The sequence below is a fragment of the Arsenicicoccus sp. UBA7492 genome (assembly GCF_002479615.1).
Lineage (GTDB): Bacteria > Actinomycetota > Actinomycetes > Actinomycetales > Dermatophilaceae > Arsenicicoccus > Arsenicicoccus bolidensis.
In genome coordinates, this window is record NZ_DLOE01000051.1 from 842 (window position 1) to 24857 (window position 24016).

Consider the following 24016-nt stretch of genomic DNA (forward strand, 5'->3'; position numbering starts at 1 on the left):
CCACCCGGCGACCCAGCCCCGAGACCGCCAGGCCACCACGCCCTCACCGCCTGACCCGCCACGCAGCGACCGCCAGCCGACCCCTCCACAGACACGTCCACCCGGACAGCCCGCCAGGCTGCCCGGGCAGACGCGCGTCACCGACGGGTCAGCGGTGCCTCGGCGCGTGGTCAGGCGTCGTCGTGCGCCAGGCCGGCAGACAGGTCGCGGTGGGCGTCCGCCTGCTCGAGGAGCGACTTCGCCTTGGCCTCGAAGGTCTCCAGGGCGTCCGCGCCAGCGGCGAAGCGCAGCGGCGGCTCGTCCAGGGCGGCGAGGTGGACGAGGGCCGCCGCGAGCTTGGCGGGGTCGCCGCCCTGCTGGCCGTCCATGCTCCGCCAGGTCTCGATGGTCTGCTCCGTGCGGTCGGCGTAGTCCTCGATCGAGGGCGGCGCGTACTGCGTGGACTGCGGGGTGAGGAGCTCGGTCCGGAAGAACCCGGGCTCGACCAGCATCGTGGCGATCCCGAATGGCCTCACCTCGCTCGACAGCGCCTCCATGAACCCCTCGACGCCGAACTTGGAGGCGGCATACGCGGTCAGGAAGTCCCCGGTGGGGACGATGCCGGCCGTGGACGAGATGGTCATGACGAGGCCGGAGCGCTGGGCGCGCATCTGCGGCAGGGCGGCCCGGGTCACGTGGACCGGGCCGAGCAGGGTGGTGTCGATCTGGGATCGGAAGGCGTCCGGCGCCATCTCCTCGAAGAAGCCGGCCTGGAAGCTTCCCGCGTTGTTGACGAGCACGTCGAGCCGGCCGAAGCGCTCGACCGCCGCGTCGACGGCTGCCGCGGCGGCCTGCGGGTCGGTCACGTCCAGCGGGACGGCCAGCAGGTCGTCGTGGCGCCCGAGGGCCTGCGTGACCTTGTCCGTGCTGCGGGCCGTGGCGACGACGGCGTGACCTGCGGCGAGGGCCGCCCTGGCGATGTCGACGCCCAGGCCACGTCCCGCCCCCGTCACGAGCCAGACCTGCTTGTCGGTGGTGGTGGTCATCGGAGCTGCCTCTCACGGTGGACGCACGCCGGAGGGATCGCCGGCGCGGGGTCGTGCTCGTCCAGCCAAGCACGACCCCACGGCCGAGGGCGCGGCGTCCGGACTGCGGAGGTCAGCGCTGGGCGGCCACCCCGATCAGGGCAGCGGTCTGCGCGACGATCACGCGACGCCACGCGTCGAAGGTCGGGTCGCTCGGCGCGAACCGGTTGCCCTCCTCGAAGTGCTGCATGATCGGCGTGTGGATGTGCCCGGCGGGGATGTCGCGGCCCAGCCGGTCGCGCAGCAGGGTGTTGCGATAGCCCGACTCGTTGGAGAGGTAGGTGCCCCCGCCCCCGGCATACGCGCACGAACCCTCCGAGGGAGGGGTGCCGGGCTGGGAGGGCTGCATCCCGCCGTCCGGCGCGGCGTTCACAGTGACCCGCTCGGGGGAGTCGCAGCGGGGGAACTGCGTGAAGCTCGTGTTGCGGATGACCGGGAAGCCCTGGCCGGCGGTCCACGGCGCACCGGGCGGAGGCGTCAGGTTGGTGCCGGTGCCGCCCTCGATCATGCGCTGGAACGGCAGCGACGCCGTCGTCCACTGCGGCGGGTCGAACAGGTCGAAGACGCGGGGGTTGCCCCAGCGCGCCGGCGGCTGGGTGTTGCAGCCGGGGTTGTTGATCGCGAGCTGCGGGACGCCGTTGATGGGACGGCAGGGCCAGCTGCCGTCGTTGCCGGCGGAGACACCGTGGTAGCGGCCGTTCCACACCTCGAGGTCGAAGCGGCCCTCGCGGCCCTGGCTGATGGTGAACGACGAGGTGAGGGCGCGCGGACCGGGCTTCATGTGCGGGCCGACGGTGTCCTCGATCCAGCCGGACTCGAACTCCGTGTAGTTGACCGGCAGGACATAGGCATGGACGACCTGACGCCGTCCGTCCTTGCCGACGCGGGTGGTGCCGTCGATGGCGAGCGCCGTTGCGCCTGAGGGGTTCCCGTGGCGGATGTTGTTGCCGGCCGCCCCCGGGACGTCACCGGCATCACCACCGTCGAGGGTGTAGGGGTCGAAGCCGCTGGCGAGGACGCGCGCCACGCGCGGTCCGGCGGGGTAGGAGATGTCGGTCATGCCGCGCGAGGCCTTCTCGAAGGTCTCGATGACCTGCTCGCGCTCGGCCGCGGTGATGCCGCCGCGCGGCTTCCACTGCCGCAGCGCCGCCGTGACCTGCAGGCGTGCCCAGTAGAGGGGTCGGTCGTCGCTGCGCGGCAGGCTGCCCCGCACGGTGCCCGTGGACTGCACGCGCCTCACGGCCGCCTGCCACAGCGCGCGGCCCTCCTGCTCGGCCAGCCTCCGCGCGGCCCGGGCGTCGCGGGTGCGGCAGAGGCGGTCGACGACCTGGGGAGCCACGCGCTAGAGACCGCCACCGGCGATCATGTCCTGCGCGAACGTCATACGGCTCAGGCGGGAGGGGGCAGCGGGGTCGGGCAGACGAGCTGCGAGGCGCTTCTCCTCGACGGTGAGGGGGACGGTGCGGTCGAGGCAGCGCGCGGTCAGGACCGCCTTGGTCGTGGGCCGGGAGGCGGCGGGAGCGACGTGGTCGACGGGGGTGGCCTGCGCGTATGGCGCCAGGGCGGTGGCGCCCAGCGCGGCCACGGACAGGGCTGCGGCGGCGCGATTCTCGAGGGTGCGGCGGTGCGACATGGGAGTCTCCTTGGCTCGGCGTCGAGTTCGCTGGATGCTTTCACCCCTGCGTGGGCTCGACAAGGCCCCTGTCGCGCTCCCGCGGCACCGGCTGGCCTAGCAATCCCCCATCGCCTGATCGTCGACCAGCTGCACGCGAGCCGACGGTGATCGTGGCGGACGCCTCGGCCATGTGGAGGGATCAGGTCTCCAGGGCGCGTGATCGACCCGGCAGCGAGATGATGCCCGGACGACGACACCGGTTGAAGAGAGGATCTCCATGTCCGACGACACCCGCCTCGCACGCTCCGACGAGGTCTTTGCCCGGTTGTTCGGCGAGCGCGACACCAGCGCCCCCGACCTGGACCCCGAGCTGGGACGGATCCTGCGGACGCTGATCTTCGGCGACGTGTTCGCGATCGGTGAGCTCGACGACCGCACCCGGGAGCTCGTGACGGTGACGGTCCTGGCGACCATCCAGACGCTGCCGCAGCTCAAGGCGCACTCTGCGGCCGCCCTGCGCGTGGGCGTCACCCCGGTCGAGCTGCGCGAGGCCGTCTACCAGCTCGCCTCGCTGGTCGGCTTCCCGCGCACGCTCAACGCCGTCGCCGTCATCGACGAGGTGATGCAGGCGCAGGGCATCGAGCTGCCGCTGCCGGACCAGGCGCAGGTGACCGACGAGGACCGCATCGAGCGTGGCCGGGAGCTCCAGCACCGGCTGTATGGCGACCGCATGGCCGCCTCGTTGTCCATGCTTCCCGCGGGCTACGGCGAGACGGTGGCGGAGCTGCTGACCGGCTCGATGTTCGGCGACTTCTACACGAGGGGCGGTCTCGACCTGGCCACCCGCGAGCTGCTGGTCCTGGTCGCGCTCGCGGCGATGGGTCTCGAGCCGCAGCTGCGCTCGCACGTGCGCGGGGTGCTGCGGGCCGGCAACGCCCCCGAGCGCGTGATCGCGGCCCTGGTCCAGGGATTCCCCTACATGGGGTTCCCGTGCGCCGTGAACGCCATCCGCATCCTCGGCGAGCACCTGCAGGAGCTGGACCCGGCCGACGGCGCCTGACCCCCGGCGCATGATGGGCGTATGACGCCGCCCCCGCACGACCTGGTGCTGCCCGTGCTGCGGCAGCGGTAGAGCCCGCGCGACTTCGACCCGGCCCACGTGCTCGGCGAGGACGAGGTCGAGGCGCTGGTGGACGCCGCGCGGTGGGCGCCCTCGGCCGGCAACTCCCAGCCGTGGGCCTTCCACCTCGCGGTGCGCGACAGCCCCGAGCACGCCGACCTCGTGCCCCTGCTCGCGGGCAGCTCACGGCCCTGGGCCGCGGCGGCCGGGCTGCTCGTCGTCAACCTCTGCCACACCCACGTGGAGGAGACCGACTGGGACTACAGCGAGTTCGCGGCGTACGACCTCGGGCAGGCGGTGGCGCACATGACGATCCAGGCGCACTCCCTCGGGCTCGCCTGCCGGCAGTTCGCGGCGTTCGACCGCGAGGCCGTCACGTCGCTCCTCGCGGTGCCGCCGCACTGGCAGGTGATGACGATGACGGCGATCGGGCGGGCCGCACCGCACGCGCGGCGCACGTCCGGGTCGGACCAGCGCCGCCGTGCCCGGTGGACGGGAGGCGCCGGCGGTCGGCATACGGACTGAGCAGACCCAGCCGTATGCCGCCCGCCGCCCGCTCCCGCGCCCGGGTCAGGGGCGCCGGAGGAACTCGGCGGCGCGGGCGATGTAGCCGGGGCGATCCTCGAAGTAGGCGCCGCAGTGCGCGGCGCCCTCCACGATCCGCAGCTCGCAGCCCTCGCCGGCGGCCTCCGCGAGACGGTGGGCGTGCTCGACGGGGATGACGGAGTCGTCGGTGCTGTGCACGAGCAGGAGCGGGCGCGGGGCGATGCGGGCGACGACCTCGACGGGCTCGACCTCGTGGAACCGGTAGCCGTAGCGCAGGTGCGTCGCGCGATCCACCAGGTCCACCAGCGGCATCGGCGGCAGCCGCAGCCCGCGCGCCGCCGCCGCGACCACCCCGCGCACGTCGGCGAAGGACGAGTCGGCGATGACGCGCGCCACGCGTGGGTCCCGCGCCGCGACGAGGATCGCGACGGCGGCGCCCATCGAGAACCCGACGACGTCGATCTCCGCGTCGGGTCGCCGCTCGGCCACCAGGTCGATGGCGGCCTCGAGGTCACGCTGCTCGTAGTGCGCCAGCGACTGCGGTCCGTCGGCCGACGCCCCGTTGCCGCGGAAGTCGAACATCAGCACCGAGAACCCCGCCCGCCACAGCCCCGGCCCGAGCCCGAGCATGTCGGCCTTGTTGCCGCGATGGCCGTGGCAGACGATGACGACCTGCTCCGAGTCCGGACGGTCGAGCCACCACCCTGCGAGTCGTATGCCGTCCGCCGCCGTGAACGTCACGTCCTCGGAGTCGGCCCCGACCTCGAACGGCGTGAACCCGTAGTCGAGCGTCGGCCGCTGCGGCCCGCTGATCTGCCGGGCGGCGAGCAGGGCGCCGACCCCCAGACCGACGACCGTGCCGACGCCGAGGGCCGTGAGTCCGGTGGTGGTGCGCATGACCTCAGCGTATGACGGTGCGCGTCAGCCGGGGTCACTGCGTGTGAGCGTGGGGGATCGTGTGTCGTCGGCGCATCGTCAGGAGCGTTGACGGGTGTGAGCAACGCTCCTGACGTTACGGAGATCGCATCGCTCCCCCTTCCCTCCCGGAGCGTGACCGGTCATCACGTGCCGCAGCGTGACGTGCCGACGGTGGATACTTCGCCGCATGGACACGGTCTTGCTGGTCGCCGGAGCCGTGCTCCTGGTCGTCGGCATCGTCATGGTGCCGTTCCCCGGGCCGGGGTTGCTGGTGCTCTGGCTGGGGGTGGTGCTGCTGGCGGCCGGTGCGCTCGCCCGCCTGCTGATCAGCCCTCGCCGCCGACGCTGACGGTCAGGTCCGTCGCGTACGTTGCCCTCGTGTCGAGACCCAGCGGCAGTACCAGGCGGGCGCTCGTCCCGGCGTGCTGCTGGCTCGTGGCGGCCGGGGCGCTCGTGCTCGCACCACGGCTGCAGGCGCTCGACCCCGAGGGAGGGATCGGGGCGCCCGCACCGCCCCACCTCGCCTGGCGGCTCGGCCTGGCGCTGGTCACGGCTCAGTGCCTCGCGCTGCTCCTGCGGCATACGGCCCCCACAGCGGTGCTGCTCGCCTGCGCAGCCGCCGTGCCCCTGGCAGCGGTCGCGGGGCTCGGGGACGCGACGGGGGTGACGTCGATGGCCGTGCTGGTCGCGGCCTACGCCGTGGGGACGCGGCGCCCGATCCGGGGGGCGTGGCCGGCGTTCGCGGCTACGGTGGTCGTGGTCGTGGTCGCGGCGGGGACGGCGCTGACGGGCGAGACCGTCGGTGTGGCCCTCGCGCAGGGGATCGGCGCGATCGGTATGCCGCTGCTGGTCGCCGCCTGGGCCAACGGCCGTCGCGAGATCCGCGAGGCGCGGGAGGGGCAGGTCCAGGCGCTGGCGCGCGAGCACGAGGCGCGGGTGCAGGCGGCCGTCGCCGACGAGCGCACCGCCATGGCCCGCGAGCTGCACGACATTGCCGCGCACCACCTGTCGGGCATCGCCGTCATGACCGCGGCGATCCCCGGCCAGATCGACACGGACCCGGCGGGCGCCAAGGTCGCGGTGCGCCAGGTGCGGGAGCAGAGCACGGCGTTGCTCCGTGACCTGCGCAGCCTCGTCGGCCTGCTGCGCGACAGCGCGACGGACACCGGCACCGACGCCCACTCCGACAACGGCCAGCCTGAGAGCACTGACGCAGCTGGCACCCGCACCCGCCCCGAGACGTTGGCCGGCATCGCGCCCCTCGTCGAGGAGCTGAGCCACACCGGGCCTGACCTGCAGCTGGCCGTCCTGCAGCGCTCGCCGCAGCTCGGCTCGGGCATCGGTCCGCTGGCCCAGCTCGCGGCCTACCGGATGGTCCAGGAGTCGCTGGCCAACGCCGCGAGGCACGCGCCCGGGGCGTTCAGGAGGGTCACCGTCGACGACCGCGATCCGCGATGCCTCACCCTCACGGTCGACAACGACCCGTCGACCCGCCGACCCGACGCCCCGCGGGCCTCGACGGGTGGCTTCGGGCTGGTCGGGATGCAGGAGCGTGCCGAGCTGACCGGCGCCCGGCTGCGGCACGGCGCCACCCCGGACGGCGGCTGGCGCGTCGTCCTGACCGTCCCCCGCCAGGAGGAGATCGCATGATCCGCGTCGTCGTGGCCGACGACCAGGCCCTGGTCCGCGCCGGCCTGACCACGCTGCTTGGCGCCGAGCCGGACCTCGAGGTCGTGGCGGCGGTCGGTGACGGGTCGGAGGCGGTGGCGGCGGCTCGCGCGCTGCGCCCCGACGTCGTGTGCATGGACGTCCGTATGCCGGGGCAGGACGGCATCGCGGCGACCCGCGAGCTGTGCGGCCCGGGCGTGACCGACCCCGTCGCGGTGCTGGTGCTGACGACCTTCGACGTGGACGAGTACCTCTTCGGCGCGCTCGACGCTGGTGCCTCGGGCTTCATGCTCAAGGACGCGGAGCCCGAGGTGCTGGTCGCCGCGGTCCGCGCGGTCGCCGCGGGCAACGGCACCATCGACGAGGCCCTCACCAAGCGGGTGCTGCGAGAAGTCGTGCGGCGGCGCGAGGTTCGTCCGGCATACCTCGCTCGCACTCCCGACGTCCTCACCCCACGCGAGCTCGACATCCTGCTCCTGCTCGCCCGCGGGCTGTCCAACGAGGAGATCGCGGAGGAGCTGGTGCTCGAGGTCTCCACGATCAAGTCGCACCTGGCGCGCATGATGCCCAAGCTGGGGGTGCGGTCGCGCCTGCAGGCGGCGGTCTGGGCCTATCAGAACCGCGTCGTCGAGGTGCCCGACTGACGCCCGACCGATGCCACAGCGACGCCGCCGAGCCGGTGCGGCGCAGGCGGTTCCGTCGAAGGATGCAACCGTCGATCTGCATCGGCGGCGGCTCGATGAGGGGTCCCCGCGCTCCCTAGCGTCGTAGGCATGACGATCTCACCCACGACCGGCACCGATCCGCGGGTCACCCCGCACCCCGGTCCCCGTCCCACCGTCCAGCTCCTCGACGTCCACAAGTCCTATGCCCGGGGGCCGGGCACCGTCCCTGCCCTGCGCGGCGTCTCGCTGTCGCTGACGGCGGGGTCGTTCGTGTCGGTCATGGGCCCGTCCGGGTCCGGCAAGTCGACGCTCCTGCACTGCGCGGCGGGGCTGGACTCGCCCACGCGCGGCCGGGTCGTGATCGGCGAGCACGACATCAGCGCCTTCTCCGACGACGCCCTCACACGCTTCCGGCGCGACCAGGTCGGGTTCGTCTTCCAGAGCTACAACCTGATCGGCCACCTCAGCGTCGCCGACAACATCTCGCTGCCCCTGGTCCTCGGTGGTCGCGAGCTCGATCCCGTATGGCGCGCCGACCTGGTCGCGGCGATCGGTCTCGACGGGCTGCTGGACCGACGCCCCGGCGAGCTGTCCGGCGGGCAGGCCCAGCGCGTGGCGATCGCCCGAGCGCTGGTGACCCGTCCCACCGTCGTCTTCGCCGACGAGCCGACCGGAGCGCTGGACTCGCGCACCGCCTCGGACGTGCTCGACGTCTTCCGCCGCACGGCGGCGCGGCTGGGGCAGACGGTCGTCCTCGTGACGCACGACCCCCGGGTCGCGGCGGTGTCGGACCGCGTCGTGTTCCTCGCCGACGGCGTCGTCGCGGACGATCTCGGGGCACCCACGGTCGACGAGATCAGCTCTGTCGCCCTGGGACTCGGGCGATGAGCGGGCTCGGGCGGCTCGCCCGGTCCGGCGCCTGGGCGCACCGGGGAGCGCTCGCGGGCACCGCCATCACCCTGGGCCTGGCCGCCGCGCTCCTGGCGGTGGCGGGGGTGCTGATCCAGACCGGGCTGGCGGGCGGGACGCCGGCGGGCCTGCTGACCGCGCTCGCCGCGTCCTTCGCCGGCACCGTGTCCCTCGTCGTGGTGCTCGTGGTGGCCTCCACCGTGTCCTTGGCCCTGGGCGGCCGGCAGCGTGACTTCGCGCTGCTGCGGGCCGTCGGCGCCACCCGGCGGCAGGTGCGGCGCCTCGTCGCAGGGGAGGTGCTGCTGGTCGTGCTCGTCGCGGCGCCGCTCGGCGCGGTCGTCGGGCTGGCGGCGAGCGGGCTCCTCGCGCCCCTGCTCGTCGCCGGCGGCGTCCTGCCTCCCGGTTCCGCGCTGACCCTCGGCGCGCTGCCGGTGGTCGGTGCCGTCCTCGCGCTGCTCCCCGTCGCGTGGGCCGCCGCACGGCTCGCGACCCGCGAGACCCTGCGCGCCGCCCCCAGCGACGCCGTCCGCGAGAGCGCCGCCGAGCCACGGGGCCTGAGCCGGGGTCGCCGCACCGGCGCGCTGGTCCTCGCCGTCGCCGGGCTCGTCTCGGCGGCGAGCCCCGCGGTCGTGCCGGGCGCCATCGGCAGCGCGAGCGCGGGCACGTCCGCCTTCCTGCTCGTCGGGGCGGCTGCCCTCGCCGGCCCGGTGCTGGTGGGGTGGACCTTCGGGCGGATCCCGTCGCTGCGCGGCGCCGCCGCGTGGCTCGCGCTCGCCAACACACGGGGCTTCGCGCGGCGCCTGACCACGGCCGTCGTCCCCCTGGCCCTCGCCCTGACGGCGGGCACCGCGCAGACCACGGTCGACAGCACGATCGCCCGGGCCGCCACGACCCAGCTCGCCGACGGCCTGCGCGGCGACCTCGTCGTGCCCGTGGACCCGACTGGCTCGTCGGCCGCGCTCCGAGCCGTCCCGGGAGTCACGGCGACCGCCACGTCGGCGTCGGTGCAGGCCTCCGTCCGCACGGACTCCGACGAGGACGTCCCCGCGCTCGAGGCCCTGTCCTGGGAACCGGTCCGGATCCGCGTCGTCGACGGGCTGGTCGACCCCGGCGTCGTCGCGGGATCGCTGACCGGCCTCGACCGGCCCGGCACCGTCTCGGTCAGCCGCGACGCCGCGCTCGAGGTGGGTGGGCTCGGCAGCACGGTCGCCGTCCGGTATGGCGACGACCCGTCGGCACCCACCACCTCGGCCACGGTCGTGGCGGTGCACGATCGCGGGCTGGGCCTCGGCGACTACCTCGTCGGGCCGGCCACCGCCCGCGCCAACGACCTCACCCCGTCGGTCGACGCCGTCCTGCTGCGGGTCGCACCCGGCTCGGAGCGGTCCGTCACCGAGGCGGTCGGCGCCGTCACGCCCGAGACCTATGCCGGTCGTGCCGCCGACGGCGGCGGCGCCCAGCGTCTCTCCACGGCGCTCCTGCTCGCGCTGCTGGGCTTCGTCGTGCTGGCGGCGGCGAACACGCTGGTCATGACCACGGCCCGCCGACGCGACGAGCTCACCCTGCTGGGACGCACCGGCACGACCCGGCGTCAGCTGCTGGCCATGTCGGCGATCGAGGCCGCGATCACGGGGGTCACCGCCTGGGCGATCGGCACGGCGGCGGTCCTCCCCGCCGTGCTCGGCGTCAGCGCCGGCCTCCTGGGCGCGGTGCTGCCACCGGTGGATCTCCCGGCATACGGCCTGATCAGCCTGGTCGTCCTCCTGGTGCCGATGGTCACGGTGCTGCCCTCGGTGCTCCTCGCCACCCGCCCCGGCGTCCGGGGCGGACGTATCGTGGTGGCATGAGGACCGTGATCCGCTTCCTGCGCAGGCGTCCCGCCGTCGAGCCGCTGTGGCGCGAGGCGGTCGGTGGCGTCATCCGCGACGAACGTCACGACCAGGGTCAGCGCATCGTCGACCTGGCCGAGCGAGCCGGCATCGCGCCGCAGTACCTCTCCGAGATCGAGCGGGGCCGCAAGGACCCGTCCTCGGAGGTGCTGGGCGCGGTCGCCGGGGCGCTCGACCTCACGGTCGGCGAGGTGGCGTCCCGCGCGGCGAGCACCATGAGCCGCGCGCCGTCTGCCGGCCCGTTCTGCCTCGCGGCCTGATCAGTCGGGCGTCCGCGCCATGACGAGGGCGTCCACCACGCCGTAGTCCAGCGCGCCCTGCGCCGTCAGGATGAGGTCCCGCTCGGTGTCCTCGCGGATCTGCTCGCGCGACCGCCCGGTGTGCAGGGCGAGGATCTCCTCGAGCATCGTTCGCACGCGGGCGATCTCGTCCGCCTCGAGGATGAGGTCGGGCACCGCGCCACGTCCCTCGCCGGCCGGCGCGTGGATCACGACGCGGCCGTGGGGGAGGATCGAGCGGTGCCCGGCGGCGCCGCCCGCGAGGAGCACGGCCGCCGTCGACGCGGCCTGGCCGACGCACGTGGTGTGCACCGCCGGCCGGACGTACTGCATCGCGTCGTAGATCGCGAGCATCGCCGGGATCGAGCCGCCGGGGGAGTTGATGTAGAGGTCCACCGGTCGGTCCGGGCTGTCGGACTCGAGGTGGATCAGCTGCGCGATGACGGCGTTGGCGACGCCGTCGTCGATCCCGGTGCCGAGATAGATGATCCGCTCGCCCAGCAGCCGGGAGTAGATGTCGACGGTGCGCTCGCCCTGGTTGGTGCGGGTGGTGACGTAGGGAATCGTGTAGCTGCTCATCGCCGCTCACCTGCCTGCCGGGCGCTGGCGGCACCAGCGCCCACGGCACCAGCACCGACGGCACCAGCACCGACCAGACCGGGACCCGCGAGACCGACCGCCCGTCGCGTGGCCGGCAGCACCTGCTCGATCGAGGTCACGACGTGGTCGACGAAGCCGTAGTCCAGCGCGGCCTGCGCGTCGAACCACCGGTCGCGCCGAGAGTCCCGCTCGACGGTCTCGACGTCCTGCCCGGTGTCCTCGGCGACGAGGGCGATCACGGTGTCGCGGGTGTGCCGCAGGTCGTCGGCCTGGATGGCGATGTCCATGGCCGTCCCGCCGATCCCCGCCGACCCCTGGTGCAGCAGGACCTTGGAGTGTGGCATGGCATAGCGCCGACCGCGCGTGCCGGAGCTGAGCAGGAACTGACCTGCGCTGTAGGCCATCCCGACGTTGACGGTCACCACGTCGCACGGGATCGCGCGCATGCAGTCGCGGATGGCGAGCATGCCCGGCACCGACCCTCCGGGGGAGTTGATGAGCAGCCGTATGTCGGCGGCCGGGTCCTCCGCGGCGAGCAGCACGAGGCCGTTGCACAGGCGGTTGGCGTTCCAGTCCTCGAGGGGCTCCCCGAGGAGCAGGGTGCGGCGGTCGAAGAGGCGGCGGTAGAGGTCTTCGTCGAGGGTGCGCCCGGCGGGCGGGGATTCGGTGGTCATGCGTCCACGGTGCGCCCGCCCGGGAGGCGGTCGCCTCAGATGCTGCCGAGGGCAGCGCTGCCCTGAGCAGCGCGGTCGAAGGCGGACAGGTCGCCCTCGATGGTGGCGCACACCTGGGCCCCCTCGTAGAGCTGGTGCACGATCGCGCCCCGCTGCTCGGACCCGGTCAGGTCGGTGAGCAGCGCTCGCATCCAGTCCTTCTCCTCGCGCACGACGTCGGCCGCCGCTCCGGCGTGGTCCCCGAGCTCGGCCCACGCGTTGACGAACGCGCAGCCGCGGCGGTGGGTGCTCGCGCGCTCGCGGGCGATGGCGAACACCTCGGCGACCCTGTCGTCAGGGTCCGTGATGCCGTCCAGGCCCTCGAGCAGGTGGGTCTGCCAGTCGTGCGCCCGCCCGGCGAGATAGGCCGCGACGAGCCCGTCCTTGGACCCGAACCGTTGGTAGAGCGTGCGTTTCGTCGTCTCCGCCTCCTCGCACACCAGGTCGACGCCCGTGGCGGTGATGCCCCGCTCGTAGAAGAGGCGGCTGCCGGCGTCGAGGATCCGTCGCCCCACGGCGGTCGTCTCGGGGGCGGGCATGACGGGGCGTCGCAGCGGGTCCATGGCCGCTCCTCTCGATGTCGGTGCACTGACAGTATACCGACCGGTATGTTTACCTGCGGGCATGACAAAGGTTCTCCTCGGTGCCGCGTTCGTCGTGTGCTGGAGCTCGGGTTTCGTCGGTGCGGCGCTCGCCGCCGGCTCGGCCGCGCCCGCACCCCTGCTCGCGTGGCGCTACCTGATCACCGCGTTGCTCCTGGTGGCGGTCGTGGCCCCGACCCGCACGCGGCTGACCCGCGCGCGGCTGACCCGCACCGAGCTGTGGCAGCAGGCCACGCTGGGGCTGCTCGCCCACGTCGTCTTCCTGGGCGGGGTCTTCGGCGCCGCGGCGGCGGGCGTGGATGCGGGCACGACCGCTCTGGTGTGCGCCCTTCAGCCGATGCTGGTGGCCGTCGCGGGGCAGCTGGCCTGGGGAGATCGTCTGGGGGCAGGTGGCTGGGCCGCCCTGACGCTGGGCCTGGCGGCGGTCGCGCTGACCACGGGTGGGGCTGCGCTCGCGGGTGGTGGTGCCGCGCTGCTCCTGCCGGTCGCCAGCGTGCTCGGCCTGTCGGGGTCGGCCCTGCTCGAGCGGCGGTGGCGACCACGGACGGGCATCCTGCCGTCGCTGACGGCACAGGTCGTCCTGGCCGCGGGGGCGTTCACGGCATACGCGCTGGCCACCACCGGTCTGAGGGTGGAGGTCGACGGTCGTCTCCTGGTCGCGCTGGCCTGGCTCGTGGTGCTGTCGGGGCTGGGTGGCTATGCCTCGTATGTCGCCTGCCTGCGGCAGCTCGGGGCCACCGCCACCAGCACCCTGCTCTATCTCACGCCGCCCGTCACGGCGGTGTGGGCCTGGCTGATGCTCGGCGAGGTGCTGTCGGCGCAGCAGGTGGGCGGTCTGGCCCTGAGCCTGCTCGCCGTCGGGCTGGCGGTGCCGGGGTGGCGCGTGGGGTCACGCGCGGGGGCGCGTGCGGCGGCACGGCCAGGGCCTGCACCGGCCGACCCTCGTGGGCCGAGCGCATGATGCCCTGCCAGATCGGCCCGGGGATGCGAAAGGCCTGCGCCCGCACCGTGCGTGCCCGCCCGGTCGCGTCGTGCAGGGTCGGGTAGGTCCAGTCGCGGCGGTTCTCGTCGGGGGTGCCCGCCCACACGGACGTGGCGTAGTCCGGGGTGGCGCCGGTGAACCACGTCTCGTTGTCCTCGTCGGTGCCGGTCTTGCCGATGGCGGGGCGGCCCAGCTGGACGGCGCGGCCGGTCCCCTCGGTCATGACGGACGTGAAGACGTCGGCGGCCTGGTCGGCGACCCGCTCGTCGAGGACGCGGCGGCACCCCGCCTGGCGCAGGTCCAGCGGCGTGCCGTCGCTGCCGGTGACGGACTCGATCGGGGTGGCGGGGCAGGAGATGCCACGGTTGGCGACGGCGGCATACATCTGCGCCATGGTCGTGGGGCTCGCGTCCGCACCGAGCAGGATGATCGGCGCCACGGACGACAGGGGTCGTCCGTCGGTGGCGGTGCGGTCGGCGCCGGTGGACGTGTGCATACCCATGGCGAGCGCGGTGTCGCGAATCCGGCACGTGCCGATCTCGGACGCGAGGGCGACGAAGGCTGTGTTGACCGACTGAGCCGTCGCCTCGCGCAGGCTCAGCTGCGGGGCGTCGGACTCGCCCTCGGCGTTCTTGACCGGCCAGCCGGCGGGCCCGACCGAGCAGCCTGGCTGGAAGTCGTGCGGGTACCACCGGCTGTGCTCCGGGCGGATGCCGGTGATGACGTGGTCGGGGGACAGCCCCTGGCGGACGGCCTCCACGACGGCGAAGAGCTTCATCGTCGAGCCGACGCTGAACCCGCCCGACCCGCCGTGCCGGAAGTCGGTCGCCCAGTTCACCTGCGTCGCACCGGGTTCAGTGCGCCCTGACCTGCCGTAGCGCGCCGACTGCACCATGGACCGCACCTTGCCCGTGCGGGTCTCGAGCGTGACGGCGGCGGCGCCATACCGGGGGTAGTCCCGGGCCGTGATGGTCTCGGCCATCGCTGTGGTCGCCGAGGACTGCAGCCGCGGATCGAGCGTCGTGACGATACGAAGACCGCCGGTGCGGACCCGGCCCTCCCGCTCCTGCGGGGTCCGGCCGAGGGCCGGCTGCTCGCGCAACCAGCTCAGGACGTAGTCGCACCAGAAGGGATAGGGGGAGGCCGCGCAGCTGTTGCGTGGCGGCGCGGCACGGACGACACCGAGCGGTGCTGCGCGAGCGCTCCGCAGCCCGGCGGCGTCGAGGTAGCCGTAGCGATGCATCTCGCCGAGCACCGTGTTGCGGCGGGCCAGCGCCGCACGCGGGTTGTGGACCGGGTCGTTGGCGCCGGGCTGCTGCACCACCCCGGCGAGGGTCGCGGCCTGGGGGACGGTCAACCGGGCCGCGGTCGTGCCGAAGTAGTGCCGCGCGGCCGCTTCGACGCCGTACGCGCCGTCGCCGAAGTACGCGAGGTTGAGGTAGTTCTGCAGGATCTGGTCCTTGCTCAGCCGGCGCTCGACGGCGACGGCGTACTTCAGCTCCTGGACCTTGCGGGCCGCGCTGACCTCCGTGGCAGCCCGGGCGGCGGCCTGGTCCCCGCGACGCCGGGCCGCGGTCTCGAGGGTGACCTTGACGTACTGCTGCGTGAGGGTGGACGCACCCCGGGCCGTTCCGCCCATCGCGGCCCCGGCCACGGCCGAGCCGATGCCCTCGAGGTCGACGCCTCCGTGCTCGTAGAAGCGGTGGTCCTCGATCGCCACCTGCGCGTGACGCATCGCCGGGGCGACGGCGGTGAGCGGCACGACGATGCGGTTCTCGTTGTAGAGCGTGGCGATCACGGTCCGGCCGTCGGCGGCGAGGAGCTGGGACTGCTGGTCGGGGACGACGGACGTGAGCTCGGAGGGGAGGGCGTCGTAGAGCTCGGTGCCCGACCTCGCCACGGTGCCCAGCCCGGCCAGGGGCGGTATGACGAGACCCGCCGCCAGCACCCCCATCACGAGGGAGGTGGTCACGAACGCCGCCAGGAGCCGCGTCACCGTCAGCGCCGTCATGACCCGCCCCTGCCTCATCGTGCCGCGCCCACGTCGACCAGGAACCGCTCCAGGACCGGGCCCGCAGTGTGCGCGCCTCCCGCCCCGTCCTCGACGAAGACGGCGACGGCCAGGTCGCCCTGGACCGCCACCATCCAGGCGTGCGTGCGCGGTGGTGCCTCGCTGCCGTACTCCGCCGTCCCCGTCTTGGACAGCACAGGCGCGCCGGGGACGTCCGCGAGGAGCCGGCCGCTGCCCTCGGTCGTGGTGCGGCGCATCAGGTCTCGCAGCGCGGACGCCTCCGTCTCGGTCAGGGGGTGCCGCGGTGCGTCGCCCGCGGGGTCCGGCGCATCCAGGACCAGGCGGGGCCGCACGACGCGGCCGGCGGCGACGCTCGCGACCACGGTGGCCATGCCGAGCGGGGTGGTCTGCACCTTGCCCTGACCGATGAGGGAGGCGGCGTGCTCGGTGCCGACCGCCTCGCGGGGCACGGACCCGAGCGACGCGGGCACGCCCAGTGCCGGATCGGTCCCCAGGCCCAGGGCGACCGCGGCATCGGCGAGGCTCTGCTGGGTCGCCTTGTCCCGCAACGAGATCAGGCTGGTGTTGCACGAGCTGGCGAACGCCGTGCGCAGGCTGATGTCGCCGAGACGGTCGGCCGGGTAGTCGTCGTAGTTCTTGAAGCTGCGTCCGTCGACGGTGGCCCGCTGGGAGCACGGTGTCGTGGTCTCGGGGGTGACCCCGGCCCGCAGCAGGGCGAGCGCAGTGGCGACCTTGAAGGTCGAGCCGGGGGCATAGAGCCCCAGCGTCGCGGTCGGCGCGCCTTTGCTGCCGGGGCCCGTCGCGACGGCGCGCACCTCGCCCGTCGACGGTTGTATGGCGACCACGGCGGCCGCCGGGTCGACGTCGGCGAGGGCACGCTCGGCCGCCAGCTGGGCGGTGGCGTCGAGCGTGGTGCGCAGCGGCCGGCCCGGCTCGGGCTTCACCGTGTGCAGCGGCTCGGTGACGCCGTTCTCGTGGACGCGCTCGATCTCGTAGCCCGCGCGGCCCCGCAGCTCGGCGTCCCGCTTGGCCTGCAGGCCGTCGAGACCCACCAGGTCTCCGGCGGAGACGGCAACCTGAGAACCCTGCGAACCCTGCGAACCCTGCGAACCCTGCGAACCCTGGAGACTCTGTGAGTGCTGCACGACCTCCGCCGTCGCCGGACCCACCCGGCCGATGATCGTCGAGGCGAATCCCGGCGTGGGAGCGAGCGGTCGGGTCTCCTTGATGGTGCTGGCGCCGGGGATCGTGGACAGGTCGGTGCCGTCGCCGCCCTCGGGGTCCTGGCCGACGCGCAGCACCAGCGCCTCGACGAAGGCCTGCAGGCCGGCGGCCGTCACGCGTCCGGCATACGGCTCAGGGTCGATCCCGACGGCGGCCGCGAGCCGGCGGGCGGACGAGGCCGCCTCTGCCGCGGGGACCTTCGCGCGATCGATGCCCACGCGGAGCACCGGCCGGTCGACCACGAGGGGCTGCCCTCCGGCGCCGAGGACCTCGCCGCGTGGAGCAGCCAGCCGCAACGCCCGCACGCGTTGGCGGGCGTCCAGCCCCAGCACCACCGCCGACGGGGTCCACCGCACCCGCCAGCCGTCGTCGGTGCGGACGACGGGCACGGTCGCGACATAGCTCCACGGGGGCAGTCCGTCGCGGATCTGCCACGTGTATCGCACCTGCGCATCCAGGCGCGTGACGCCGTCGCCGACGGGCCTCTCGACGCTCACGACGGCGACGCCGGGGCGGCGGTCGCCGAGGCCGGCCAGGATCAGCGGCGTCTCGCTGGCGGCCCGGTCCCGGCTGTCGCGGGTGAGGCTCTCCGTCTCGACCTGGCCGGTCGCCATCCCCGCGGCGAAGCGCTCCACGGCGTCGCGGGCTCGGTCCTGCTCCGACGGCAGGATCGTCGAGCACGCGGAGAGGGCTGCCACGGAGGCTGTCAGGGCGCCCAGCGCGAGGCCGGCCGCCTTCGTCGCGGCCGATCGGTGGTCGAGCCTCGTCATGACGTCCCCCTGGGTTGCTGGCCGGCCCCCGAGCTGGGTGGTGGTCAGGCCATCAGCGCACCAGGTGGCGAGGCATCAGGTCCAATAGGGCTATCAATCGTTATCGATAGCCAAGTAGTCTGGATCCGTGGACCTGGTGCGGCACCTGCGGTACTTCGTGGCCGTCGCGGACGAGCTGCACTTCTCGCGCGCCGCCGACCGCCTGGGCATCGCTCAGCCCCCGCTGAGCCAGGCCATCCGCCGCCTCGAGGACGAGCTCCAGGTCACGCTCTTTCGCCGGACCTCGCGCTCGGTGCGGCTGACCCCGGAGGGCGCCGCCCTCGTGCCTCGGGCGCACGCCATCCTGGAGGCGCTCGACGAGCTCCGAGAGGTCGTCGGCGCCACGCCGGGGCAGCCCGACCGGCTTCGCGTGGCACTGCCGCCGGGGATTCCCTCAGACCTGCTGGTGCCGGCGCTCGAGGATCTCGCCGGGAGGGTGGGCGCCCCCGTCGATCCGGTCATCGCGGCGGCCCCAGACCGGGCGCGGGCCCTCGACAGCGGTGAGGTCGACGCGGCGGTGCTGCCACCCGGATCCCCCGCGTCCGGCCCGCCGCCGAGCCGGAGCGTGGCGCGACTCGGCGTGACCGGGCTGAGGCACGTCGACGCCGTGGCCCACCCGAGTGACCTGCGTGACCTGCCCGTCGCCCTCGACCCCGAGGACGTGGCGACCCAGCACGGCGAGCGGCTGCTCGAGCTGCTGGACCGCTTCGGGCTGCCCGCGGAGAGCGTCGACGTCTCGCTCGACCACGCCACCGCCACGACCCGGGCCCGTCTCGGCACGCTGCACCTGATCACGACGCGGCTGACGGCCGACGACGCTGGGGTGATCTGGTGCCCGCTGAGCGGTGATCAGATGGTCCGGACGAGCGTGTTGCGGTGCGGGGCACCGTGGTTGCACCCGGTCGCGACCGACGAGGTGGCCCGGTGGTGGGCGGACCTGGCCGGTCAGGACTCCCTGGCGGACACCACCACCGTCGTCGAGCGCGGGCAGTGGGGGATCTGATGACCATCGAGCAGCAGGTCCGGAGCGCGTTCGACGCCGTGCAGGTCGACGGGTCGGTCACCGCTGTGGACCTCACGACCGGGGCCGGCGTCGACGTGGACGCGTCGACGCCCCGCCCCCTCGCGTCGGTCGCGAAGCTGCCCCTCGTCTGGGTGCTGCTGACGCTGCACCACGAGGGGGAGCTCGACGCCTCGACGGCGCTCGTCCTCGACCCGGCCCACCGCACGATCGGACCGGTCGGCACCGGCCGCCTCCGCGACCCCATCACGATGAGTGCCCGCGACGCTGCGTACTACGCGATGTCCTTGAGCGACAACGGCGCCGCGGACGCGATCTGGGACTTCGTCGGCGCTGAGCGGGTGCAGGAGACCCTCGCCCGGCTGGGCCTCCCGGACCTGCGGCTGCGCGCGCCGATGCGACGGATCTTCGAGCTCCTCGAGGACCAGCGCCGTCGCGAGCGGCTCGACGACGCGGCGCTGCTGCGGACGGATCCGCGGACCCTGGACCCGCTCGACCCCGCACGCGTCAGCAGCGGCACGACCGCGGCGCTCACGCGCTTCCTGGCCGAGATGCATGGCCGCGCGGCCGGCGGGTCGCAGGCCGACCGCGAGGTCGTCGACCTCATGGGGGCCCAGCTGGTCCGCAACCGCCTCGCCTCGGGCTTCCCGGCTGCGGACCTCGACGTGCGAGGCAAGACGGGGACCCTGCTCGCCGTGCGCCACGAGGTCGGCTACGTCACCTATCCGGACGGGCGGGCGTACGCCGCGTCGGTCCTCACCTTTTCCCGGAGCCTGCAGATCCACCACCGCGTCGACGCGGTGATCGGCGAGGTGGCGCGGGCGGCGGTGCTCCACCTGCGTCGGTGAGGTGCGCCCCGCCGAACCGCGCGGCGACCTGGCGCAGGGCGGCGGCCAGCTCTGGGGGCTGGACGTCATACAGCTGGGTGTCGAAGGTGACGTAGAGGCCGGCCACCCCGGCCCAGGACCAGGCGCCGACGACGGGCCGGCAGCGGCCGTCGGTGAGGTCCTCGACCACGGACCCGCCGGGCGCCCAGCGCGCCACCAGCGTGGCCGGGAGCTCGAGCACGGCGCTGCCGACGCACGGCCACTGCGCGGCGGTGTCGCCCCGGGAGGGCGGGTCGAGACGGGTATCGCCAGGGCCTCCCTGGCGGTCGACGCGGCGACCTACGGTGGAGGACGTGAATCCCAAGGACGACATCCGCGACTTCCTCGCCACCCGGCGGGCCCGGCTCACGCCCGACCAGGCGGGGCTGCCGATCTACGGCGCCAACCGGCGCGTGACGGGCCTACGACGCGAGGAGGTGGCGCTGCTCGCGGGGATCAGCGTCGAGTACTACACGCGCCTCGAGCGGGGCAACGTCGGATCCGTGTCGGAGAGCGTCCTCGAGGGCGTCGCGCACGCCCTGCAGCTCGACGAGGCCGAGCGCGACCACCTCTATCGCCTCGTGCGAACGGCCAGCACCCGCAAGCCCTCTCGGCGCACGACCAGCCGCACGCGGGTGCGCCCCACCATCCAGCGGATGCTCGACCTCATGCCGGCGCCGGCCTACCTGCGCAACGGGCGGTTCGACGTGCTCGCCGCCAACGCGATCGGACGGGCGCTCTACAGCCCCCTGTATGACGAGAGCGACCACCCCAACAGCGCGCGGTTCGCGTTCCTGAATCCCGCTGCGGCGGAGTTCTTCACGGACTACGACAAGGTGCTGGACGACTCGGTCGCCTTCCTGCGGGTCGAGGCCGGGCGCGACCCCTACGACAAGGACCTGCAGGACCTGATCGGCGAGCTGTCCACGCGCAGCGAGCGATTCAGGCAGCGGTGGGCCTCGCACGACGTGCGCTACCACCGCAGCGGGAGCAAGCGCCTGCACCACCCGCTCGTCGGGGACCTGACCCTCGACTTCGAGTCCTTCGAGCTGCCGGGCGACGCCGGGCAGCGGCTCAACGTCTACACCGCGCCGCCGGACTCGCCGACCGCCGAGGCGCTCGCGCTGCTCGCGAGCTGGTCCACCCCGGCGGCCGGCTCGCTCACCGAGCCGCGTCCGGGCCGCGCCTAGACCTCGGGCGCAGGCCGGTGGATAGACCCCGTCCATAGACCCGGTCCATGGACCCCGTCCATACCTGGCATCACCAGACTGGCCTTCCCCGCCCGGCGACCGCGGGGGACAGTGTTCGACGACCGGCAACCCGTCGAGCAAAGGAGCAGTCGTGGCCGCTGTGCACAAGGTCCTCGTCATCGGCGCCGGCGTCGCCGGGGTCACCACCGCCACCTTCCTCGCGCAGGCCGGTGTCTCGGTCCGCGTGATCGACACCAAGGACGGCGTCCAGGCGCTCGGCTCCGGGATCACGTTGCAGGGCAACGCCCTCCGCGTGCTCGACGACCTCGGCGTGTGGGAGCAGGTCCGCGAGCACGGCTACAGCTTCGACGGCGTCGGGATCCGCGCGCCCGGTCCGCAGGGGCAGGTCGTCGCCGAGATCCCCGACGCCCGCACCGGAGGACCCGACCTGCCCGGCACCTGCGGTGTATCGCCCCGACCTGGCCCGCATCGTCGTCGGCGCGGCCCGGGACGCGGGCGTGCAGCTCGACTACGGGCTGGGGTTCACGGATCTCGTGCAGGACGACGAGGGCGTCACCGTCACCTTCACGGACGGCACGACGGACCGCTACGACCTCGTGGTCGGTGCCGACGGCATCCGCAGCCAGACCCGCGCGGCGATCGGCATCGACGTGACGCCCCGCCCCACCGGCATGGGGATCTGGCGGGTGTTCGCGCCCCGGCCGGCGTCGGTGACCCGCACCGACCTGTTCTACGGCGGGCCCAGCTACATCGCCGGCTACTGCCCGACCGGCGAGGACACGCTCTACGCCTACCTGGTCGAGGACTACCGGCCCCGCCCCGAGCTGACCCCGGAGCAGCAGCTGCAGCACATGGTCGACCTGTCGGGCGCCTACCACGGCCCCTGGGACGACATCAGGGCGACGATGACCGACCCGAGCCGCATCAACTACACCAAGTTCGAGACCCACGTCGTGGACGGTGCCTGGCACCGGGGCCGCGTGGTCCTGGTCGGCGACGCTGCGCACAGCTGCCCGCCCACCCTCGCCCAGGGCGCCGCGATGGCCCTCGAGGACGCCGCCGTGCTCGCCGAGATGCTCACGGGGGCGGACGCGCTCACGCCGCAGCTCCTGGACGCCTTCGCCGAGCGGCGTCGCCCCCGCGCCCGCATGGTCGTCGACGCCTCCGTGCAGCTGGGGGACTGGCTGCTGGCCCACGAGCAGGGCGACGTGCCGGGGCTGATGGACCGCGTCTTCGCCGAGCTCACCAACCGGCCATGACGCCGGGCGACCGGCATACGACACCCAGACCCGCCCAGGAGACCCGATGACCGACCGTCTGCTCACCCACCTGCGCCACGTGGACCTCGCCGTCCCCGACCTCGAGCGGCAGCGCGAGTTCTTCACCGGCACCTGGGGACTCACACAGCAGCACACCGACGGGGACGTCGCCTACCTCGCCGCCGAGGGCTCTCCCGAGCAGTACGCCGTCCGCCTGCGCCGCAGCGAGGACAAGCGGCTGGACCTCGTGTCCTTCGGGTCGGGGAGCCCGGCGGACGTCGACGCGCTCGCGGCCCGGCTGGGCTCGCGGGGCGTCCGGCTGGTCAGCGAGCCCGGCGCGCAGCAGACCCCGGGCGGGGGCTACGGCTTCCGGTTCTTCGACAACGACGGGCGCACGGTCGAGGTCAGCGCCGACGTGCAGACGCGCGAGCACCGCGCCGTCGAGGAGGGCGAGGCCATCCCGGTGCGCCTCTCGCACGTCGTGGTCAACTCGCCGAACCCCGAGGAGACCGTGCGCTTCTACGAGCAGCACCTCGGCTTCCGCGTCTCGGACATGCTCATGCACCCCCGGATGGGCACGATGATGTGGTTCCTGCGCATCAACGACTGGCACCACAGCTTCGCGATCGCCCGGGGGCCGCACGTCGCGCTGCACCACGCGTCCTTCGAGATGCGCGGCATCGACGAGTACATGCGCGGCACGGGCCGGCTGCTGCGCGCCGGCGTCGAGAAGATCTGGGGGCCGGGGCGGCACCTCGCCGGCAACAACACCTTCAGCTACTTCCTCGACCCCCACGGCAACACGGTGGAGTACACCACCGAGCTCGACATCGTCGACGAGGACACCTGGCACCCCATGCTCTACGACTTCTCCGACCCGACCGTGACCGACCAGTGGGGCACGGCCAACGCGATGAACGAGTTCGTCGCCCAGCGGTCCTTCAACGACGTCGACCGCGGCTCCTTCGTCGCGCCCCCGGTGTGAGCGCATGAGGTTCGCCACGATCACGTATGCCGGCCGCGCCGGCGCCGCCGTGCTCACCGACGACGGCGCGCACCCGCTGCCGGACCTGTCCGTCGAGCAGCTCGTCGCGATGGGCCTGGAGGACGCCCTCGCGGTCGGCGAGGAAACGCTGCGGCAGGCGCCGCCGGTGCCCCCGTCCGAGGTGCGGCTCCAGGTCCCCTTGCGCCCTAGCACGATCCGCGACTTCGTGGCCTTCGAGGAGCATGTGGTCGGGGTCCGGCGCAGCGTCGACGGCCAGGGCGGGGTGCCGCCGGAGTGGTATGCCGCGCCCACGTTCTACTTCACCAACCCGCACCGCATCCTCGGCGACGGCGACGAGGTGGCGGTGCCGGGCGGCAGCCAGGCGCTGGACCTCGAGCTCGAGGTGGCGGCGGTCGTGGGGACGAGGGGCAGCGACCTCACCCCGGACGAGGGCGAGTCCGTCATCTTCGGCTACACGATCTTTGCGGACTGGTCCGCCCGGGACCTGCAGTCCCGCGAGATGAAGGTCGGCCTGGGGCCCTGCAAGGGCAAGGACTTCGCGTCGACCCTCGGGCCGTGGATCGTCACGGCGGACGAGCTGGCGCACCGACGCGACGGGGACGGCTTCCTCGACCTCGCCTGCACGGTGGAGATCAACGGCAAGGTGGTCGGCGAGGACCTGCTGGACCACGTGGGGTGGACCTTCGGCTCGCTGGTCGCCTACGCCAGCCGCGACTCGGTCGTGGTGCCGGGCGACGTGCTCGGCTCCGGCACGGTCGGCAACGGCGGCTGCCTGGCCGAGCTGTGGGGTCGCCGAGGACGCCAGGAGCCCCGACCGCTGCGGCCCGGCGACGAGGTGCGGCTCACCGTCGAGGGTCTCGGCACGTTGACCAGCCGCATCGCCCGGGGGCACGAGACCCCTGCGATCCCCGCCGCGCGGATCGTCCCGCAGTCCGAGCGGGAGCGCCGCCGCGAGCAGCGGTTCGGCCGCGGGAGCGTGCTGTGAGAGCGGCGAACGGCATACGGCCGGTCACCACCCC

Annotated in this window: 22 protein-coding genes and 3 pseudogenes; 16 read left to right on the forward strand and 9 right to left on the reverse strand. The window is 73.8% G+C overall.

Annotated features, from left to right (window positions below; translation table 11 throughout):
* Positions 1–170: 170 nt before the first annotated feature.
* From B4E97_RS16045 to B4E97_RS16055, 3 genes are all read right to left on the reverse strand, one after another.
* The gene (locus tag B4E97_RS16045; protein WP_286960719.1) at positions 171–1025 is read right to left on the reverse strand and encodes an SDR family NAD(P)-dependent oxidoreductase; all 855 of its coding nucleotides are present in this window, start codon (positions 1023–1025) and stop codon (positions 171–173) included.
* A 112-nt stretch (positions 1026–1137) separates the two neighbouring features.
* Positions 1138–2403 (reverse strand): hypothetical protein, encoded by a 1266-nt coding sequence (locus tag B4E97_RS16050; RefSeq protein WP_286960720.1) that lies wholly within the window; start codon positions 2401–2403, stop codon positions 1138–1140.
* 3 nt (positions 2404–2406) lie between these two features.
* Positions 2407–2697, reverse strand: coding sequence for a hypothetical protein (locus tag B4E97_RS16055; RefSeq protein WP_286960721.1), 291 nt, complete (start codon positions 2695–2697; stop codon positions 2407–2409).
* A 259-nt stretch (positions 2698–2956) separates the two neighbouring features.
* Here B4E97_RS16055 and B4E97_RS16060 point away from each other — a divergent pair, with 259 nt between their 5' ends.
* Entirely contained in the window at positions 2957–3739 is a 783-nt protein-coding gene (locus tag B4E97_RS16060; protein ID WP_286960723.1) for a carboxymuconolactone decarboxylase family protein, read from the forward strand.
* 84 nt (positions 3740–3823) lie between these two features.
* A pseudogene (locus B4E97_RS16065) lies at positions 3824–4324 on the forward strand (nitroreductase family protein); the annotation flags it as partial.
* A 45-nt stretch (positions 4325–4369) separates the two neighbouring features.
* Here the strand turns inward: B4E97_RS16065 and B4E97_RS16070 are convergent.
* On the reverse strand, positions 4370–5242 hold the full coding sequence (locus B4E97_RS16070) for an alpha/beta hydrolase (protein ID WP_286960725.1): 873 nt from the start codon (positions 5240–5242) through the stop codon (positions 4370–4372).
* A gap of 208 nt (positions 5243–5450) precedes the next feature.
* On the opposite strand from B4E97_RS16070, the gene B4E97_RS16075 reads away from it, so the two are divergent.
* From B4E97_RS16075 to B4E97_RS16100, 6 genes are all read left to right on the forward strand, one after another.
* Positions 5451–5612 (forward strand): PGPGW domain-containing protein, encoded by a 162-nt coding sequence (locus tag B4E97_RS16075; RefSeq protein WP_286960726.1) that lies wholly within the window; start codon positions 5451–5453, stop codon positions 5610–5612.
* Positions 5613–5641: 29 nt separating this feature from the next.
* The gene (locus B4E97_RS16080) at positions 5642–6913 is read left to right on the forward strand and encodes a sensor histidine kinase (RefSeq protein ID WP_286960727.1); all 1272 of its coding nucleotides are present in this window, start codon (positions 5642–5644) and stop codon (positions 6911–6913) included.
* On the forward strand, positions 6910–7575 hold the full coding sequence (locus tag B4E97_RS16085; protein WP_286960728.1) for a response regulator: 666 nt from the start codon (positions 6910–6912) through the stop codon (positions 7573–7575). Before B4E97_RS16080 ends, B4E97_RS16085 begins: the two co-directional genes overlap by 4 nt.
* A gap of 129 nt (positions 7576–7704) precedes the next feature.
* On the forward strand, positions 7705–8484 hold the full coding sequence (locus B4E97_RS16090) for an ABC transporter ATP-binding protein (protein ID WP_286960729.1): 780 nt from the start codon (positions 7705–7707) through the stop codon (positions 8482–8484).
* Positions 8481–10352 carry an FtsX-like permease family protein gene (locus B4E97_RS16095; RefSeq protein WP_286960730.1) on the forward strand — a complete coding sequence of 624 codons (1872 nt, stop codon included), beginning with the start codon at positions 8481–8483 and terminating at the stop codon, positions 10350–10352. Before B4E97_RS16090 ends, B4E97_RS16095 begins: the two co-directional genes overlap by 4 nt.
* Positions 10349–10654 (forward strand): helix-turn-helix domain-containing protein, encoded by a 306-nt coding sequence (locus B4E97_RS16100; RefSeq protein ID WP_286960731.1) that lies wholly within the window; start codon positions 10349–10351, stop codon positions 10652–10654. Before B4E97_RS16095 ends, B4E97_RS16100 begins: the two co-directional genes overlap by 4 nt.
* Here the strand turns inward: B4E97_RS16100 and B4E97_RS16105 are convergent, their stop codons facing one another.
* Genes B4E97_RS16105 through B4E97_RS16115 form a run of 3 tightly spaced genes read right to left on the reverse strand, consistent with a single transcriptional unit; the run spans position 10655 to position 12548 of the window.
* A complete protein-coding gene (locus B4E97_RS16105; protein ID WP_286960732.1) occupies positions 10655–11251 on the reverse strand; it encodes a ClpP family protease in 597 nt (198 codons plus the stop codon). It lies immediately after the preceding gene.
* Positions 11248–11946, reverse strand: a complete 699-nt coding sequence (locus tag B4E97_RS16110; RefSeq protein ID WP_286960733.1) for a ClpP family protease — start codon at positions 11944–11946, stop codon at positions 11248–11250. The genes B4E97_RS16105 and B4E97_RS16110 overlap by 4 nt, the downstream gene beginning before the upstream one ends.
* A gap of 35 nt (positions 11947–11981) precedes the next feature.
* Entirely contained in the window at positions 11982–12548 is a 567-nt protein-coding gene (locus tag B4E97_RS16115; protein ID WP_286960734.1) for a TetR/AcrR family transcriptional regulator, read from the reverse strand.
* Positions 12549–12609: 61 nt separating this feature from the next.
* On the opposite strand from B4E97_RS16115, the gene B4E97_RS16120 reads away from it, so the two are divergent.
* Complete coding sequence (locus B4E97_RS16120; protein ID WP_286960736.1) at positions 12610–13548, forward strand: DMT family transporter; 939 nt, start codon at positions 12610–12612, stop codon at positions 13546–13548.
* 145 nt (positions 13549–13693) lie between these two features.
* On the opposite strand, the pseudogene B4E97_RS16125 reads toward B4E97_RS16120, so the two are convergent.
* Positions 13694–15598 (reverse strand): annotated as a pseudogene (locus B4E97_RS16125) (transglycosylase domain-containing protein); the annotation flags it as partial.
* A complete protein-coding gene (locus B4E97_RS16130) occupies positions 15595–17595 on the reverse strand; it encodes a penicillin-binding transpeptidase domain-containing protein (protein WP_286960737.1) in 2001 nt (666 codons plus the stop codon). The pseudogene B4E97_RS16125 and the gene B4E97_RS16130, both read right to left, overlap by 4 nt.
* Before the next feature lie 127 nt (positions 17596–17722).
* On the opposite strand from B4E97_RS16130, the gene B4E97_RS16135 reads away from it, so the two are divergent.
* The 7 genes and pseudogenes from B4E97_RS16135 (at position 17723) to B4E97_RS16160 (ending at position 23982) form a co-directional block, all read left to right on the forward strand.
* Positions 17723–18637 (forward strand): LysR family transcriptional regulator, encoded by a 915-nt coding sequence (locus B4E97_RS16135; RefSeq protein ID WP_286960738.1) that lies wholly within the window; start codon positions 17723–17725, stop codon positions 18635–18637.
* Entirely contained in the window at positions 18637–19503 is an 867-nt protein-coding gene (locus B4E97_RS16140) for a serine hydrolase (RefSeq protein ID WP_286960739.1), read from the forward strand. The genes B4E97_RS16135 and B4E97_RS16140 overlap by 1 nt, the downstream gene beginning before the upstream one ends.
* Before the next feature lie 332 nt (positions 19504–19835).
* A complete protein-coding gene (locus tag B4E97_RS16145) occupies positions 19836–20711 on the forward strand; it encodes a helix-turn-helix transcriptional regulator (RefSeq protein WP_286960741.1) in 876 nt (291 codons plus the stop codon).
* A gap of 160 nt (positions 20712–20871) precedes the next feature.
* Positions 20872–21051 (forward strand): annotated as a pseudogene (locus B4E97_RS19040) (FAD-dependent oxidoreductase); the annotation flags it as partial.
* A gap of 124 nt (positions 21052–21175) precedes the next feature.
* Positions 21176–21991 carry an FAD-dependent monooxygenase gene (locus B4E97_RS16150; protein WP_349681192.1) on the forward strand — a complete coding sequence of 272 codons (816 nt, stop codon included), beginning with the start codon at positions 21176–21178 and terminating at the stop codon, positions 21989–21991.
* Positions 21992–22037: 46 nt separating this feature from the next.
* Positions 22038–22976, forward strand: coding sequence for a VOC family protein (locus B4E97_RS16155; protein WP_286960743.1), 939 nt, complete (start codon positions 22038–22040; stop codon positions 22974–22976).
* A 4-nt stretch (positions 22977–22980) separates the two neighbouring features.
* The gene (locus B4E97_RS16160; RefSeq protein WP_286960745.1) at positions 22981–23982 is read left to right on the forward strand and encodes a fumarylacetoacetate hydrolase family protein; all 1002 of its coding nucleotides are present in this window, start codon (positions 22981–22983) and stop codon (positions 23980–23982) included.
* Positions 23983–24016: the final 34 nt, after the last annotated feature.

Excerpts from the sequence above, each read along its gene's own strand:
- B4E97_RS16045 (WP_286960719.1), bottom strand. The coding sequence starts at position 1,025 with ATGACCACCACCACCGACAAGCAGGTCTGGCTCGTGACGGGGGCGGGA.
- B4E97_RS16055 (WP_286960721.1), bottom strand. The coding sequence starts at position 2,697 with ATGTCGCACCGCCGCACCCTCGAGAATCGCGCCGCCGCAGCCCTGTCC.
- B4E97_RS16060 (WP_286960723.1), top strand. The coding sequence starts at position 2,957 with ATGTCCGACGACACCCGCCTCGCACGCTCCGACGAGGTCTTTGCCCGG.
- B4E97_RS16070 (WP_286960725.1), bottom strand. The coding sequence starts at position 5,242 with ATGCGCACCACCACCGGACTCACGGCCCTCGGCGTCGGCACGGTCGTC.
- B4E97_RS16075 (WP_286960726.1), top strand. The coding sequence starts at position 5,451 with ATGGACACGGTCTTGCTGGTCGCCGGAGCCGTGCTCCTGGTCGTCGGC.
- B4E97_RS16085 (WP_286960728.1), top strand. The coding sequence starts at position 6,910 with ATGATCCGCGTCGTCGTGGCCGACGACCAGGCCCTGGTCCGCGCCGGC.
- B4E97_RS16090 (WP_286960729.1), top strand. The coding sequence starts at position 7,705 with ATGACGATCTCACCCACGACCGGCACCGATCCGCGGGTCACCCCGCAC.
- B4E97_RS16095 (WP_286960730.1), top strand. The coding sequence starts at position 8,481 with ATGAGCGGGCTCGGGCGGCTCGCCCGGTCCGGCGCCTGGGCGCACCGG.
- B4E97_RS16100 (WP_286960731.1), top strand. The coding sequence starts at position 10,349 with ATGAGGACCGTGATCCGCTTCCTGCGCAGGCGTCCCGCCGTCGAGCCG.
- B4E97_RS16105 (WP_286960732.1), bottom strand. The coding sequence starts at position 11,251 with ATGAGCAGCTACACGATTCCCTACGTCACCACCCGCACCAACCAGGGC.
- B4E97_RS16110 (WP_286960733.1), bottom strand. The coding sequence starts at position 11,946 with ATGACCACCGAATCCCCGCCCGCCGGGCGCACCCTCGACGAAGACCTC.
- B4E97_RS16115 (WP_286960734.1), bottom strand. The coding sequence starts at position 12,548 with ATGGACCCGCTGCGACGCCCCGTCATGCCCGCCCCCGAGACGACCGCC.
- B4E97_RS16120 (WP_286960736.1), top strand. The coding sequence starts at position 12,610 with ATGACAAAGGTTCTCCTCGGTGCCGCGTTCGTCGTGTGCTGGAGCTCG.
- B4E97_RS16130 (WP_286960737.1), bottom strand. The coding sequence starts at position 17,595 with ATGACGAGGCTCGACCACCGATCGGCCGCGACGAAGGCGGCCGGCCTC.
- B4E97_RS16140 (WP_286960739.1), top strand. The coding sequence starts at position 18,637 with ATGACCATCGAGCAGCAGGTCCGGAGCGCGTTCGACGCCGTGCAGGTC.
- B4E97_RS16155 (WP_286960743.1), top strand. The coding sequence starts at position 22,038 with ATGACCGACCGTCTGCTCACCCACCTGCGCCACGTGGACCTCGCCGTC.
- B4E97_RS16160 (WP_286960745.1), top strand. The coding sequence starts at position 22,981 with ATGAGGTTCGCCACGATCACGTATGCCGGCCGCGCCGGCGCCGCCGTG.